A 16649-nucleotide genomic window follows, 5' to 3' on the forward strand; every position below is an offset into this window, starting at 1 on the left:
GCCACTTTGAGATGGCTGGAAGTTCGTAACCGCTCAATTTTCGGCTTAACGAAAACTTGATGCGAAACGGTAATTCCACTAAATCCCAGCTAGCTCAAAATGGCTGTTAGTGGCTGGCATTTTATGTTTTATTTTTCGGTTTCGGTTTTTGAGTTTCAATATGTTCAAAATATTTTCCGTTAAATTGATAAAGTATATAACGGTTAGTTACTTTTCCGTCTTCAACAACAATTGGTATATATATAATTTTCTTTTCCTTGTCATATTTAATAAGACGAAGAGGCCTTTCTGGTCTTTCAGCAACACTAAAAAAATCAAAATATACATCAATTGAACTAACCAATCCTTTTTTTGTTTTTATTAATTTTACATTATTGTTTAAAGTGTCATTTTCAATTGTAAAAATTTGGATAGACTGACTGCAATCTTTTGTTGAATATATTCCATTGTAAACAGCAAGATAATATGTTTTAGTATTTGATTTAAGAGTAAATATTTCGGAATAGAATGGTGTATAATAATCATATTTATTGATTTCGGGTTCTGTATCATTCGGAATCGCACAAACTATGTCATTTAATTTGTATTGAAAAACGTTTCCAAAATCTCTCATTGTTCCTCCAAGCCAAGTTTCCCAACTATATATCCTAAATAGCTTATCTTCTGAACTTACAATATCAATTTTCTCTTTTTTTAGTGAATCAAAAGAATATGTCAAAGTTGATGGATAATTTGAAGTGTAATTAATTATTTTTTCTCTAAATATTTTATTTTCACTTTCTAACAAACCCCAATTAATTGTGTCGGTTTCAATTCTGTTTAATAAAATCTTCTTGTAGGTTTTCTGTAAGTCTTTTTCAACTTCATCTAACGTCAATTTTTGACTAAATAAATTAGTTGTAAGGAAAATAAAAGATATTATTAGGATTGATTTTCTCATTTTTTTTGATGCTTGCCACTAACGTCAGTCTGTGAAAAAACTTTCGTTTGATTCTCAATCAAATATAGCAAAATACTAGAATAAAAAGAGGAATTTTCGTATTTTTAGTCATGCAACACATCACAGGAATTTCCCGCCACCAAATGCGTTTTTCGAGTTTAGAAGACGCCATAAGTACAGATAATCAGGTACGCTTTATCGATGCCTTCGTTGGACATATTGATCTGAGCAAGCTTGGTTTCGCTGTAAAAACGCTTAAGACCGAAGGTCGGCCCAGTTTCAATAGCCAAGTCTTTCTAAAAATCTACTTATACGGTTATCTCAACGGGTTCAGAAGTGGTCGTGACTTAGAAAAAGAATGTTCAAGAAATATAGAAATGCAATGGCTTTTAGAAAATATTCGTCCCAATTACCATAGTATCACTGATTTTAGAAAGAATAATCCTTTGGCTTTAAAAAACACCTTTAAGCTATTTGTTTCCTTTTTAAAAGATTCCGACTTAATAGGCGGTGAAACCATAGCCATTGATGGCACAAAAAGTCGAGCTCATAATAGTAAGAAAGCCAATTTCAACCAAAAGAAAATTGACAAACACCTCGAGTATATTGAATTCAAAACCCAAGAATACTTAACTGCTTTGGATGAAAATGATGTTAAAGAAAGTGCTACTAAAATACAGCACATCCAACAAAAAATAGAACGATTAAAGGGGAATAAATTGCGTTATGAACTACTGGAAGAAAAACTAAAAGCCAGCGGAGAACCACAGATAAGCACCACCGATAGCGATGCTAGAGCGTTATTAGTTCAAGGGCAAGTGGTCGAGATTTCCTTCAATATCCAAGCTGCAGTTGATTCCAAACATAATCTTGTGGTTGCAACTCACACCATTAATCGTAATGATCGCAGTGCATTATCAGCAATCGCTTTGGAAGCCAAAGAAAACTTAGGCATTGAGACTTATACGGCTTTGGTAGACAAAGGTTATCATAATGGCAAACAAATAGAAATTTGCCAGCAAGCCAATATCACTACCATAGTAGCTCAACCTGAACAAGGAAAAAGCAATGAAAATGGAACAACCGCAGCCTATTTAGTTTCCCAATTCCAATACGATAAAACCACCGACAGCTATACTTGTCCAAAGGGCGAAGTATTAAAAACGACAGGTAGTTGGCACAAGAAAAGCAAAGATAGAGATAGTTATAATTTTAAAAAATACCGAACCCCCAAATGCAAAGGATGTTCGGTAAAACATTTATGCACAAGTCGAGCAGGAGGCAGGGAAATAGACCGCAGTCAATATGGGGATGCTGTAGAAGCAAACAATAAACGCTATCACGCAAATGCACAACTCTACCGCAAACGACAGGAGATAAACGAACACATCTTTGGAACCATCAAGCGGCAATGGGGTTACAATCATACCAATTTAACAGGATTGGAAAAAGTAAACGGCGAACACAGCTTAATAATGCTAGTTTATAACATCAAACGCAGTATCAACATCCTGGGCGTTCCTGATTTGATTACCAAACTAAAAAAATGGAACTCACCCTACAAGGCAAAAGTCTTGCTTTGGTTAAAAACGAACTATTTAAGACTGAAATTAGCCTTCGTATCATATAAAACTAAATTAGCAGCGTAAAAAATTAGCCTTCTTACAAGGCTTTATTAGTAGTGTTGCGATATGAAAATTGAGTGATTTTGAGGAAAAAAGGAGGTTTTTTCACAGCCTGACGTTTTGGCGCTTGGCGAAGAAGCGGATTTCGAAGCACTAAACTGTCTGCCAGTACTAAACTTGATATGAAGCACGAAACTTCTTTTAAGCACTGAACCCGCTTTTTTGCCAAACGCCTGTTAGCACCAGTGGTTCGTTCGTGTCGGTCTTTCGTTGTCATTTTCCGTGAGTTATTCTAATTATTTTACAGTCTCTTGAGTCAATGATTATTAAAAATGTCCCACCTAAATATTCTTTTGGAAGTGTTCCACCAATTACCCAATAACTGTCAATGAAGTAAATTTCATATGGTCGCTGTTTAGTAATGTTGTCTTTGCCGTAAATGCTGAAAAGAATTGGTTCTGCTATGTTTATTGCAGTCAAACTGTCTTTAATAATTGAAGTCTTGTTATCAATTACGTTGTGTTGGGATTTGTCGGTAAGTGCCGATTTAAGTTCTTGTTCAGCGTATGATTTTCCAAGTATAGTTCTGTCACTTTTTGTCTGTCCACACGCAGTTAATGTGAAAGTCAAAAGTGTCAAAAAGTAAATTGCTTTTATGTTTTTCATTGGTCTGTTTTTATGTCGTCCTACCATTGGTGCTAACGGTTTACGGCTTGGCGATGTGGCGGAAATCGAAGCACAAATGTTCAGTTCTGTACAAAAGTTCAATCGAAAAACTGAACTTGAATTTAGCACTTCAGCCGCCATATTGCCAAACCGATGTTAGCGGTAGTGGTTTGTCTCGAAGTCTTATATTTCTGTCAATTAAATGTTTGCCTGAACGCTAAAGGTGATAAACTTGTCTTTGTTTTAAATAAATTGCTGAATGATTGGGGATAGTCAAACCCTAACTGATATGCAATTTCACTAACCGATAGGTCTGTTGTTGACAATATTTCTTTTGCCTTGTCAATCAATTTATCTTGTATGTGTTGTTGCGTGCTTTTGCCTGTCAATACTTTTAGTAAACTGCTTAGATAATTAGGCGTTAAGTTTAATGTTTTAGCGATGTCTTGCACGGAAGGAATTCCAGTATTTAGCGATGCATCAGTATTAAAATAATTGGTAAGCAAATCTTCTAAACGAATTAATATTTGATGATTTGCTTTTTTTCGGGTAAGGAATTGGCGATTGTAAAATCGCTCAGAATAATTGAATAATAATTCCAACTGGGCTATAATTACATTATCGCTAAACTTGTCAAGATTTGAGTGATATTCCAGTTCAATAGATTGCAGGATATTGATAATCATTGTTTCTTCCTTTTGTGAAAGATGCAAGGCTTCATTTGCCGAATAATCAAAAAAATCGTATTCTTTGATGGTCTTAGCCAATGGGGTGTTCCATAAAAAGTCTGGATGGATTGATAAAATCCATCCAGATGGCTTTGTCTTAATTTCGCTAACCTCTCTGCTCAAAACCTGTCCTGGCTTCATAAATAGCATTACACCTTCATCAAAATCAAATTCTTGCTGGCCGTATTTAAACTTTGTGTTTAAGGCTCTTTTGACAGAAACAGTGTAAAAATCAAAAATTAAACTTATAGACTCTTTAATAGGCTCAAGATGGTCTAAATTAATCAGGCTTATTAACGGGTGTTCAGGTTTAGGTATTCCCAATGCCTGATGATATTGGCTTATTGTTTTAATTTTTTGTATTCTCATGATTTGCCAATTGAAAGTAATTTCTATTTATTGTAAGCCGCTGCAAATTCCTTTGCAAAATCTTTCATTTTAGTTTTCCCCAAAGCTGGTCGATTTCGGTAATATTCTACATACAGTTCACCACTGTGTATACTTGAAAACATTTCTACAAAGCCTTTTGCGATGTGAAGGTTCATCCCAAACTTAACCATCCCGTCCAGAACCTGCTCATCAGAAATAAGTTTCCATTTTAAATCCGGTTTGCCAATGGCAGCACCTAAAATTCCTGCGACATCATTTCCAGAAAGTTCCTCACTCACTACATACCGGATTTTTATTCTTTCAAATGGGGCTTCCATTTCTTCCGCAATAGCAGTAGCAATGTCTAATGGTGATACCCAGAGAACAACATCATCAGCACCATAGTTAGATGTTATTACCCCTTGATTTTTTATAGCTGGTATAAAACTTAATAAATGGTAGTAAAAACCACCTGGTCGCATAAACGTAATGGAAACGTCATCAGGCAATTGCCGTAAAATATTTTCTACATTATAGTGTATGCGTAGGTTACCATTGCCCTTGTTAGTATGTGCACCGTTAGTGCTTAAATATACCACACGCTTTACACCCGACAGTTCAATTGCTTGTTTATAATTATTGCCAATTCGGGAATAATATGCTACCAAATCAAAATGTGGGTCAAAAAAGTCTTTACTGTCATTTGTTATCATACAATAAACAATATCAGCTTTTTTAAAAACTGTCGATAGAAATTCCACATTTTCCATTGTGCCAATAGCTGCTTTTGCACCCAAAGCCTCAATTTCGTCTTTTCGTTCGACTTTACTACTGATAACTGTAACCGAATGCCCCTTTTGTATCAACTCTTTTGCTAGTTGCTTACTGATGTGTCCTAATGAACCTGTAACTATTATATTCATTTTCTATTTTTATTTAATGCAAAATTCGGCATCGAAGAAACAACAGAAATAAGCGTATCTACTTTTGTCGTATGAAAATGTAAGGTTTTTAATGATTGTGAACATTGAAGTGGGTCGTAACCATTACCGCTAACGTTTTGCCACTTTGAGATGGCTGGAAGTTCGTAACCGCTCAATTTTCGGCTTAACGAAAACTTGACGCGGAACGTTAATTCCACTAAATTCCAGCTATATCAAAATGGCTGTTACCTGCTGGCATTTTTACCATTTTATTAAATCTTCTTCTTCCAATACTTTTCTGATTGCTACTTTATTTAGTTGCAAATTTGAATTTATATTGATTAGTTCAATTGGACAAGATAGAAAATTTGAAAAAATTTGTTTTAATCCTAATTCATTCTTTCCGTGAAAATCATAATTTGCAATTTCATTCGTGATATCTATTGAATTACAAGAAATTTTATTTATAACTTGATATTCGATATCATCACCAACAAAATTTTTAATATTTTGATTTGTACAGACTATATCAATATCGATTATTTCATCTACCGCTTTGGGCAGATAAATTAAAGGATAATCATTGCTGATTAGTAGATTAATTATAAAATCAAATGATTTTTTAAATTCTGGGAGTTTGCGTAATTTAATAATGTTTTCAAAGAAATGTTTTTTTGTTTTTTCTTTTCTAAAGTCACCATGTGCATTGAAATAAATTTCAAATAAAACACCATTTAAAACATCATTTTCACCATCTATTTTTGTGTATTTCTGTAGTTTATTCTGAATATCTTCCATAAACTCACCTGCATTAAATGCGGCACCACTTGTTTGAAGTATATTTCTTCCTAAAATAAATTCTTGATTTCTATCTAAATCATCTTTAGGTAAATTCAATAGTTTTTCAATGGCTGGATTTTGTTTGTTCCAATTATAAGATTTTAATTCTTGAATTAGAATTCCAAAACTGTCATTACTATTATATTTAATATCTTTAACCACATCTTCAGAATAAGGTAAAGCTAAAGAATAAACTAATTGTCCCGTATTAAAATAAAAATCACCAATTAAAGATGTATGTTCCCAAGTAGTTTGTTTTCCAGCGCTCAATGCATAAACTGTTTTCCTAACTTTCTTGAATAATTCTTCAACAGATAATCTTTCTCTACCAATATATTTTAATAAAGCTCCTGTGAAAACACTATTTCCTTCAAATCCTTCATCACTTGCGCCATCATTTGGAGAAGTCGAGAAAGCAATAAAAGTTCCTTTTGGAGCACGAAATGGTGATGTTGCAATTACGCTTCCTCTTCCAAATCCTCTTCTACAAGCGTCTAAAATTAATATATTTATTTTGTTAGTATTGTTACTATATATTTTCAATAAATCAGATACTTGAATGCAAGTTTGTTTGCAATGATACGAATTCGGATCTCCAATCTGACATTCAGTGAATGCTAAATAATTTTCACCGTCTTGCTCAAAACCATGACCTGCAAAAAAGAATATAGTTGCATCGTAATCTTTGATTCGATCTTCAAATTCGGTTAATATTTCAACAATGTTTTTTGAATTTCCATCTGTTAAAAACATTATATCATAACCAAGTTTTTCAAATTCGTTTTTTAAACTAGTAGCATCGTTGACAGCATTTCCAAGTTTATGACCTTCATAATATTCATTGTTTCCAATGATTAGAGCTAATGTTTTCATTTTTTAAGTTGTTATATTTTCGTCATTTTAGGTATGCTTGCAGGTAACGTCAGTCTGTGAAAAAACTTTCGTTTGATTCTCAATCAAATATAGCAAAATACTAGAATAAAAAGAGGAATTTTCGTATTTTTAGTCATGCAACACATCACAGGAATTTCCCGCCACCAAATGCGTTTTTCGAGTTTAGAAGACGCCATAAGTACAGATAATCAGGTACGCTTTATCGATGCCTTCGTTGGACATATTGATCTGAGCAAGCTTGGTTTCGCTGTAAAAACGCTTAAGACCGAAGGTCGGCCCAGTTTCAATAGCCAAGTCTTTCTAAAAATCTACTTATACGGTTATCTCAACGGGTTCAGAAGTGGTCGTGACTTAGAAAAAGAATGTTCAAGAAATATAGAAATGCAATGGCTTTTAGAAAATATTCGTCCCAATTACCATAGTATCACTGATTTTAGAAAGAATAATCCTTTGGCTTTAAAAAACACCTTTAAGCTATTTGTTTCCTTTTTAAAAGATTCCGACTTAATAGGCGGTGAAACCATAGCCATTGATGGCACAAAAAGTCGAGCTCATAATAGTAAGAAAGCCAATTTCAACCAAAAGAAAATTGACAAACACCTCGAGTATATTGAATCCAAAACCCAAGAATACTTAACTGCTTTGGATGAAAATGATGTTAAAGAAAGTGCTACTAAAATACAGCACATCCAACAAAAAATAGAACGATTAAAGGGGAATAAATTGCGTTATGAACTACTGGAAGAAAAACTAAAAGCCAGCGGAGAACCACAGATAAGCACCACCGATAGCGATGCTAGAGCGTTATTAGTTCAAGGGCAAGTGGTCGAGATTTCCTTCAATATCCAAGCTGCAGTTGATTCCAAACATAATCTTGTGGTTGCAACTCACACCATTAATCGTAATGATCGCAGTGCATTATCAGCAATCGCTTTGGAAGCCAAAGAAAACTTAGGCATTGAGACTTATACGGCTTTGGTAGACAAAGGTTATCATAATGGCAGACAAATAGAAATTTGCCAGCAAGCCAATATCACTACCATAGTAGCTCAACCTGAACAAGGAAAAAGCAATGAAAATGGAACAACCGCAGCCTATTTAGTTTCCCAATTCCAATACGATAAAACCACCGACAGCTATACTTGTCCAAAGGGCGAAGTATTAAAAACGACAGGTAGTTGGCACAAGAAAAGCAAAGATAGAGATAGTTATAATTTTAAAAAATACCGAACCCCCAAATGCAAAGGATGTTCGGTAAAACATTTATGCACAAGTCGAGCAGGAGGCAGGGAAATAGACCGCAGTCAATATGGGGATGCTGTAGAAGCAAACAATAAACGCTATCACGCAAATGCACAACTCTACCGCAAACGACAGGAGATAAACGAACACATCTTTGGAACCATCAAGCGGCAATGGGGTTACAATTATACCAATTTAACAGGATTGGAAAAAGTAAACGGCGAACACAGCTTAATAATGCTAGTTTATAACATCAAACGCAGTATCAACATCCTGGGCGTTCCTGATTTGATTACCAAACTAAAAAAATGGAACTCACCCTACAAGGCAAAAGTCTTGCTTTGGTTAAAAACGAACTATTTAAGACTGAAATTAGCCTTCGTATCATATAAAACTAAATTAGCAGCGTAAAAAATTAGCCTTCTTACAAGGCTTTATTAGTAGTGTTGCGATATGAAAATTGAGTGATTTTGAGGAAAAAAGGAGGTTTTTTCACAGCCTGACGTTTTGCGGCTTTGCGAGGTTACGAAGTTCGTAACCGAGATTTTTCTGCTAAGATAAAATTTCTTGCGATAGATAAACGTGAATTTACCACATATTTCGCAATCTCGCAAAACCGCTGTTACCTGCTGGCTTTTTATTTATTTCAAAATGGTGTTATAAATTTCATTCAATAGTTTATTTCTAATTTCTGAGTTTCTTTGGTTTATCAATATAATAATTCCCCAATTTTTGGCTCTATTATAGCATATAAGTGAAGATTGCCCCATTAAATCACCAGATTTTTGATAAAGTGTGTTTTTTTCATCTTTCATTATGTTTGTACCTAAACCTAATTGTCTTTTTTCATCTTTATAGAAGATTTCTTCTGTCATCATAGCGGCTTTACCAATTGCCGTTTCATTATTTAAGACCGCTTTCAGGTATTTAACCATATCAGAAGCATTAGATTTTATTAATCCTGATGGTGCAGTGATATTCCAATTAAATAATTCTTGAGCACCTCCATCAGGGTTGTAACCAACAACTCTGTTTTTCACATCGAAGTTTATAGTTAAGGTATTAGTCATTTTTAATGGATTTATTATGTTGCTTTTGATAATTTTATCATAACTTTTGCCATACACTTTTTCTAGAATTAGTCCCAGTAAAGTATAGCCAATGGTAGAGTAACGGTATTTACCATAATCTTTTAACTCTGTACAATTATTGATTATCGTAGTCAATGTTTCTTCCGTTATGCTGCTTACTGGCTGTTGCGGATCAATCTCAATTAACTTTGCAAAATCAATATCAGGCAAACCAGATTGATGAGAAGCCAAGTCAGAAATTTTGATTTTGTTTTTGAGATTTTTATTTAAAACATAGGCTTTCGGAATATAGTTATCAATGTAATCTTCTAATTTTATTCTATTCTCAATAACTGCCTGTGCAATTAAATTTGAAGTTAAGATTTTAGTAATAGAGGCAATTTCGAATAGAGTATTTTTGTCAACTTTAGTCTGACTATCCTTACTCAAATTACCATACGCTGTAAAATATTCTACATTATTGCTAACGAAACCAACGCTAATGCTAACGTCAGGATTTTTTTGATAATTCGCATTTATTATAGAATCAATCTTTTTAGAAATGTCTTGTGCAAAAGAAAAGTTGCTTACTAAAAGCGCTGCTAAAATTTTTAATGAAGTTCTCATTGTATCGTTTATTTTGTGTTAATAAATTATTTCGATACAAATTTGTGGAAGAATTGAAACTTATGCGACCGAATGGATGTACTCGACCACATTTCTGAAAAAAAATTGGTACGAATAGTTAAAGTAAAAAGTACGAGTAATTACAAGTGTTTGTTTTTTAGTCTTTTACGATAAGAAGTTGGCGTATTTCCTGTGTGTTTTTTAAAAGCAGTATTAAAAGAAGATTTAGAATTAAAACCAACTTCATACAAAATCTCAAGAACTGTGACTTTACTTTTTGATGAATCTTTCAAAATTTCAATTGTATTTTCGATCCGGTAAGTGTTCACGAAATCATAAAAATGCTGACCCAACTGATGATTAATTAAAACTGATAATTCACGAACTGGAATATCTAAAGAATTTGAAATATCCTGAATCGTCAAAGCAGGATCAAGAAATGGCTTTTCATCAGCCATATATTTCTTTAATCTCAAAAGATCTTCGTTTAAAGTTTCAGGTTCGATTTTTTTCTCTTCAGAGATAATATCAGAAACCAGTTTTAATTTTGAATCAATATTCCTGAATAAACTGGGATTATTTAATGCTTTATATAAATACCAAAAAATGATGAAGAATTCAAATACCAGAAGTCCAATTTTTAACCCTTCGGAGATGTTAAGATACACTGTAAACTTAAATATGTTTTTTACTAGCGCAATGAAGTAAAAGGCTGACAATGCAAAGGTAAATTGAAATAACCAATTAAGTGATTCGATACTTGCTCCTGCATAATTTTCAAGATAAATTTTCCTTGCTTTTCTCAATATCATAAAAGCTGCAACGATGTATAACAGCATTTGAATGTGCATTAAAATATGATTAAACTGTATTTCTGGTATACTACTACTTTTTTCGAGCAAACGAATTTTTGAAGGCAAATCGACAGTATAAAAGTGGGGTAATAAGATTAAATTTGCTATTAAAAAAGCAACACTATGAATTAAATGTTTTTGCTTGAGCTTAAAATCAGAATAGCAAACGGATAAGACATATAAATAAAAAGTAGGAAGTTGTAAGAAAAAAAATGAACTTATAAAAACTCTAACATTCAACGAAATATAAAACAAAGAGTTTATATTTCCAATCATGTCAATTGCAGTTAAAACCAAAAAAAAGGCAAAAAGACTATTACTTAATTTATGTTCTGTTTTGACTGTAACCAAAAATAATGCTAGAAATAATGAAATGAACATTGTTATTACAGAGATTGTAACCAATAAATTAATTTTATCCATTAATCTTTTTTTTATTTTTCATTTTGTTTCTTGAATTTTCCACATTTTTTTTAAGCTTGCAGGTAACGTCAGTCTGTGAAAAAACTTTCGTTTGATTCTCAATCAAATATAGCAAAATACTAGAATAAAAAGAGGAATTTTCGTATTTTTAGTCATGCAACACATCACAGGAATTTCCCGCCACCAAATGCGTTTTTCGAGTTTAGAAGACGCCATAAGTACAGATAATCAGGTACGCTTTATCGATGCCTTCGTTGGACATATTGATCTGAGCAAGCTTGGTTTCGCTGTAAAAACGCTTAAGACCGAAGGTCGGCCCAGTTTCAATAGCCAAGTCTTTCTAAAAATCTACTTATACGGTTATCTCAACGGGTTCAGAAGTGGTCGTGACTTAGAAAAAGAATGTTCAAGAAATATAGAAATGCAATGGCTTTTAGAAAATATTCGTCCCAATTACCATAGTATCACTGATTTTAGAAAGAATAATCCTTTGGCTTTAAAAAACACCTTTAAGCTATTTGTTTCCTTTTTAAAAGATTCCGACTTAATAGGCGGTGAAACCATAGCCATTGATGGCACAAAAAGTCGAGCTCATAATAGTAAGAAAGCCAATTTCAACCAAAAGAAAATTGACAAACACCTCGAGTATATTGAATTCAAAACCCAAGAATACTTAACTGCTTTGGATGAAAATGATGTTAAAGAAAGTGCTACTAAAATACAGCACATCCAACAAAAAATAGAACGATTAAAGGGGAATAAATTGCGTTATGAACTACTGGAAGAAAAACTAAAAGCCAGCGGAGAACCACAGATAAGCACCACCGATAGCGATGCTAGAGCGTTATTAGTTCAAGGGCAAGTGGTCGAGATTTCCTTCAATATCCAAGCTGCAGTTGATTCCAAACATAATCTTGTGGTTGCAACTCACACCATTAATCGTAATGATCGCAGTGCATTATCAGCAATCGCTTTGGAAGCCAAAGAAAACTTAGGCATTGAGACTTATACGGCTTTGGTAGACAAAGGTTATCATAATGGCAAACAAATAGAAATTTGCCAGCAAGCCAATATCACTACCATAGTAGCTCAACCTGAACAAGGAAAAAGCAATGAAAATGGAACAACCGCAGCCTATTTAGTTTCCCAATTCCAATACGATAAAACCACCGACAGCTATACTTGTCCAAAGGGCGAAGTATTAAAAACGACAGGTAGTTGGCACAAGAAAAGCAAAGATAGAGATAGTTATAATTTTAAAAAATACCGAACCCCCAAATGCAAAGGATGTTCGGTAAAACATTTATGCACAAGTCGAGCAGGAGGCAGGGAAATAGACCGCAGTCAATATGGGGATGCTGTAGAAGCAAACAATAAACGCTATCACGCAAATGCACAACTCTACCGCAAACGACAGGAGATAAACGAACACATCTTTGGAACCATCAAGCGGCAATGGGGTTACAATCATACCAATTTAACAGGATTGGAAAAAGTAAACGGCGAACACAGCTTAATAATGCTAGTTTATAACATCAAACGCAGTATCAACATCCTGGGCGTTCCTGATTTGATTACCAAACTAAAAAAATGGAACTCACCCTACAAGGCAAAAGTCTTGCTTTGGTTAAAAACGAACTATTTAAGACTGAAATTAGCCTTCGTATCATATAAAACTAAATTAGCAGCGTAAAAAATTAGCCTTCTTACAAGGCTTTATTAGTAGTGTTGCGATATGAAAATTGAGTGATTTTGAGGAAAAAAGGAGGTTTTTTCACAGCCTGACGTTCTCGCGCTTCTAGATGTTTGCAACTTACGAAGACGAGTATTTTCGGCTGAACGAAGATATGATAAAAAACGGTAATTCCACTAAAATTGCAAATATCTAGAAACGTGTGTTGGTGGCTGGTTCTATTTTCCGCTCTACAAATTCAACAACTTTTAAAAATTCTGCTTTTCCAATTTCGCTTTCTGATAAAGTATAATAACTTCCATTTTCTTTGAAACCAAAGAAAAGAGTATTGTCTACAACTTCAGAATATTTTACAGTTTCCCAATTAATTTTATAATCTCCACCATAAAATTTAAATCTAAAAAAATCATCTTCAAACTCCCAAATACTTATTGGATTATTATTCCAAATTTGGATATTTTCAATCATTATATTTTCCGTTGCTTTTTTTGCTTTTAAGTATTTCTGTAAACGATATAAAAAAACAATACCTGCTAATATTCCAAGGATTATAAATAAATTCCCGATATCACCATTTCCACATAAAATAATAATTCCAAGTAAAATGAAAATAAATGCAATAATTGCGAGTTTTTTATTTTCTGTTTTCGATTTTGACCAAGAACGATTAAACGTTAATTCTATCTGTTTTTTAAAAATGTTTTCGTCAAATTTTATTTCAAATTTCATATTTACGTTCTGTTTTTTTGAACTTGCCACCAACGGTTCGCTTGTTTATTTCAGTTGTGGACTTGACAAGCGGAATCTATCGGAAATAACAAATTAAACCAAATATTACTAATCATTAAATTAAAGAATTATGCCACAATTGAATAAACAAGCTGTTAGTAACAGTACTTTATTTTTTAACGACTGCTTTGACGTTTTCCCGATAATAAAAGATAAAAGTATTGATATGATATTTTGTGATTTACCTTATGGAACAACTAACTGCAGTTGGGATTCTGTTTTAGATTTGCCTAAATTATGGAAGGAATACGAAAGGGTTATAAAAGATAATGGTGCAATAATATTAACAGCACAAACGCCATTTGACAAGGTATTAGGAGTTAGTAATCTAAAGTTATTGAGGTATGAATGGATATGGGAAAAAACAACAGCAACTGGACATTATAACGCAAAAAAAATGCCTATGAAAGCACACGAAAATGTACTTATATTTTACAAAAATCTACCAACGTACAACCCAATAAAAACGCAAGGACACAAACCTGTAAACTCATTTACAAAATATATCGAAACTCAAAACGGAACGGAAATATATGGAAAATCAAATAAAGAGGTTTCAGGAGGAGGAAATACTGACAGATACCCAAGAAGTGTACAGATATTTGCATCTGATAAACAAAAATTAAAACTACATAGTACACAAAAGCCTGCAGCTTTGACTGATTATTTTATAGAAACTTACTCAAACGAGGGTGATGTGATTTTAGATAACTGTATGGGTAGTGGAACAACAGGAGATTCTTGTGAAAGATTAAATAGAAAATTTATAGGAATAGAAAATCTAAAAGTTCATTTTGACACTGCAGTTAATCGCATCACGCAGTATTGTTACTAACGTTTCGCGGCTTCAAGAAGTGGCGAACTTCGTAACCGCATATTTTCCACTAAGATAATATTTCTTGCGAAAGAAATACATCAATTTAGCACATTTCTCGCCATTTCTTGAAACCGCTGTTGTGCGATCGCTTTTTATATTTTTGATACGATTGCAACAATTTGAATTGATACGTTTATTCCAAAAGTCATATCATTATTTTTTATTCCTATTCGTGGATTTTTTAATGGAAAATTTCTAATTTGTACAATTCCTGATTTAAAATTTTGCCTTGTTCCAATTGGAAAATGGTTAAACGTAGTTCCGTTTAAAAATTGATTGTAATATTCATTTTCAAATAAATATACATCACAAACATCATTTCCTGGTGGAGATGAAAACATATTAATTGAAGCATTTAGTAAACCAGAAGTGTCAATTAAGGAAGTCAATTGTTTCGCTAAACTAAATTGTTGAACATTTGATTGAACCAATTCTTTATTTCTTGATGAAGTATATTCGTAATACCATTCTACAGTTCCTTCTGGAAGTTCTACTGGAATTATTGATTTTGAATTTCCACCTTTCCAATAAGCATTACTTGTACTATTTAGATATAGGTTTTGAATAGGTAACTTAACAACTTCATATTGTGCTTTTTTTGTAATTATTTCTCCATTATTTATTGTAGAAGTTTCACTTAAAGCGGTTCCATTTTTATATTCAATTTCTTTTTCCAAACTTCCGTCTTTTTTGTACCAAGAACATTTTCCATCATATTTAAATGGGAGAAAACTTAAAAGTTTATATTCTGATTTTAATGTTCCGTCAGGATAATAATCTTTACACCAACCAATTGGAATGTCATTTGTAAAACTTATTTCTCTGTAAAATCTAATATCTTCTTTTAATTCTGCAAAATTACCTTCCTTGTCTAAACCCATTTTCCATTTACCTTGTTTTTTATTGTAACAAGTCAAGTTATTAGGTTCTATTTTTATTGTATTACTTTCTAAAGTATTAATTTTTGTTTCTATAAATTTATATTTTAAAATTAATGAATTATTATAATTTACATTATTATCAGCATTCGCAATTGTAAAAGCATCTTGTTTATTCACGTATAAACTTGTATTCCCGAAAAAACCTTTGTCACATTTTTCTATTGTTGCACAATAATAAAATTTTTCACTACCAAATAGCTTTGGAGTATATAAATTTTGCTCTTCGTTTGGTTCAATTGGAAACCAACCTTTTGTTGTCCAACCAGTATTTTTTTCGTAAAACCCAATGGCAACAAATATTTTACTTGAACCTGTATTTTTGAAAATAACTTGGCTAAATGATTTAGTAAAAAGTAAGAAAGTAATAATTATTAATTGGTATTTTTTTATTTTCATATTATTTTAATTTCGTTCTATTTCGTTCTATTTCGTTCAGTTTTTCCAAAGTGTCGCACAACGTCCCCGCGCTACACGCAGTTTGGGACTAAATTAAGCCCATTCTTCGGATTTGCCAAATCTTCCAAATACAAAACCAATTTTTCATTTAAGCCAAATTCCCAAATTGCTTGTAGCGTGTGTTATGCGTAGTAATTTTATAGATAATCATTATCTGATTCTGCTAAATTCAGCACTTGTTCTTTCTTGTATATAATTTCCCATATCATTTTATAAAATTCCAAAAAAGGTTTCGCTCTTTGATCATTTAAATCACTTGTAAAACCTGTTTTATAAGAGACAAATTTTTTTTCTCCATTAGAATAGATAATTACACTCCTTTGAAAACTAGGATTTTTAATTGTTATGATTTTTTCTTTCGGTTTAAATTGATTAGGCATTTTATGAAAACTTATTTTTTTCATGAATGAATAAATTCTTTCTTTTTCATCTTTTGTTAATTCTACTTTAATAGTCGCAACGCTATCTATGTATGTTCTGTAAAAGTTGTTGTATAGAGAATTGTAAGCATTATTTCCGCCGTCACTAATTTCAAAATGGAAGTCAGTTGGGATTTCATTCAGCAATTGTTTTTTTTGACTGAAACAGTAAAAACTAAAAAGTGAGAATATTAAAACTATATATTTTATTTTTTTCATACGCTTCGTTTTATTATTACGCATAACTTGTATATAACATCAAATATATACATC

General features: G+C 32.6%; 14 protein-coding genes. 4 read left to right on the forward strand and 10 right to left on the reverse strand.

Translation table 11 applies throughout. The features are described from left to right. Window positions 1-121: 121 nt before the first annotated feature. On the reverse strand, window positions 122-940 hold the full coding sequence (locus AB3G33_RS11130) for a hypothetical protein (RefSeq protein ID WP_367769391.1): 819 nt from the start codon (window positions 938-940) through the stop codon (window positions 122-124). Between the two features lie 110 nt (window positions 941-1050). Between AB3G33_RS11130 and AB3G33_RS11135 the strand changes: the two genes are divergently transcribed. After that, on the forward strand, window positions 1051-2589 hold the full coding sequence (locus AB3G33_RS11135; protein WP_367769393.1) for an IS1182 family transposase: 1539 nt from the start codon (window positions 1051-1053) through the stop codon (window positions 2587-2589). A 249-nt stretch (window positions 2590-2838) separates the two neighbouring features. Here AB3G33_RS11135 and AB3G33_RS11140 read toward each other — a convergent pair whose 3' ends face one another. From AB3G33_RS11140 to AB3G33_RS11155, 4 genes are all read right to left on the reverse strand, one after another. Then, window positions 2839-3372 carry a YbbC/YhhH family protein gene (locus AB3G33_RS11140; RefSeq protein WP_367769396.1) on the reverse strand — a complete coding sequence of 178 codons (534 nt, stop codon included), beginning with the start codon at window positions 3370-3372 and terminating at the stop codon, window positions 2839-2841. A gap of 53 nt (window positions 3373-3425) precedes the next feature. Further along, window positions 3426-4328 (reverse strand): helix-turn-helix domain-containing protein, encoded by a 903-nt coding sequence (locus AB3G33_RS11145; protein WP_367769399.1) that lies wholly within the window; start codon window positions 4326-4328, stop codon window positions 3426-3428. Window positions 4329-4351: 23 nt separating this feature from the next. Further along, window positions 4352-5251, reverse strand: a complete 900-nt coding sequence (locus tag AB3G33_RS11150; RefSeq protein WP_367769401.1) for an NmrA family NAD(P)-binding protein — start codon at window positions 5249-5251, stop codon at window positions 4352-4354. A 261-nt stretch (window positions 5252-5512) separates the two neighbouring features. Beyond that, complete coding sequence (locus AB3G33_RS11155) at window positions 5513-6964, reverse strand: caspase domain-containing protein (protein WP_367769404.1); 1452 nt, start codon at window positions 6962-6964, stop codon at window positions 5513-5515. Window positions 6965-7099: 135 nt separating this feature from the next. On the opposite strand from AB3G33_RS11155, the gene AB3G33_RS11160 reads away from it, so the two are divergent. Further along, window positions 7100-8638, forward strand: coding sequence for an IS1182 family transposase (locus AB3G33_RS11160; protein ID WP_367769407.1), 1539 nt, complete (start codon window positions 7100-7102; stop codon window positions 8636-8638). A gap of 230 nt (window positions 8639-8868) precedes the next feature. Here the strand turns inward: AB3G33_RS11160 and AB3G33_RS11165 are convergent, their stop codons facing one another. Together AB3G33_RS11165 and AB3G33_RS11170 are read right to left on the reverse strand one after the other, a co-directional pair. After that, on the reverse strand, window positions 8869-9924 hold the full coding sequence (locus tag AB3G33_RS11165) for a serine hydrolase domain-containing protein (RefSeq protein ID WP_367769410.1): 1056 nt from the start codon (window positions 9922-9924) through the stop codon (window positions 8869-8871). Between the two features lie 140 nt (window positions 9925-10064). Next, a complete protein-coding gene (locus tag AB3G33_RS11170) occupies window positions 10065-11201 on the reverse strand; it encodes a helix-turn-helix domain-containing protein (protein WP_367769413.1) in 1137 nt (378 codons plus the stop codon). A 154-nt stretch (window positions 11202-11355) separates the two neighbouring features. On the opposite strand from AB3G33_RS11170, the gene AB3G33_RS11175 reads away from it, so the two are divergent. After that, a complete protein-coding gene (locus AB3G33_RS11175; RefSeq protein WP_367769393.1) occupies window positions 11356-12894 on the forward strand; it encodes an IS1182 family transposase in 1539 nt (512 codons plus the stop codon). 192 nt (window positions 12895-13086) lie between these two features. On the opposite strand, the gene AB3G33_RS11180 is transcribed toward AB3G33_RS11175, so the two are convergent. Further along, window positions 13087-13623 carry a hypothetical protein gene (locus AB3G33_RS11180; protein WP_367769416.1) on the reverse strand — a complete coding sequence of 179 codons (537 nt, stop codon included), beginning with the start codon at window positions 13621-13623 and terminating at the stop codon, window positions 13087-13089. Window positions 13624-13753: 130 nt separating this feature from the next. On the opposite strand from AB3G33_RS11180, the gene AB3G33_RS11185 reads away from it, so the two are divergent. Next, window positions 13754-14518 (forward strand): site-specific DNA-methyltransferase, encoded by a 765-nt coding sequence (locus AB3G33_RS11185; protein ID WP_367769420.1) that lies wholly within the window; start codon window positions 13754-13756, stop codon window positions 14516-14518. A gap of 134 nt (window positions 14519-14652) precedes the next feature. Here the strand turns inward: AB3G33_RS11185 and AB3G33_RS11190 are convergent, their stop codons facing one another. Both AB3G33_RS11190 and AB3G33_RS11195 read right to left on the reverse strand, forming a co-directional pair. Further along, window positions 14653-15897 (reverse strand): DUF1036 domain-containing protein, encoded by a 1245-nt coding sequence (locus AB3G33_RS11190; RefSeq protein ID WP_367769423.1) that lies wholly within the window; start codon window positions 15895-15897, stop codon window positions 14653-14655. Between the two features lie 197 nt (window positions 15898-16094). Beyond that, complete coding sequence (locus AB3G33_RS11195) at window positions 16095-16595, reverse strand: hypothetical protein (RefSeq protein WP_367769426.1); 501 nt, start codon at window positions 16593-16595, stop codon at window positions 16095-16097. Window positions 16596-16649: the final 54 nt, after the last annotated feature.

The organism is Flavobacterium sp. WC2421, assembly GCF_040822115.1.
Taxonomy (GTDB): Bacteria; Bacteroidota; Bacteroidia; order Flavobacteriales; family Flavobacteriaceae; genus Flavobacterium.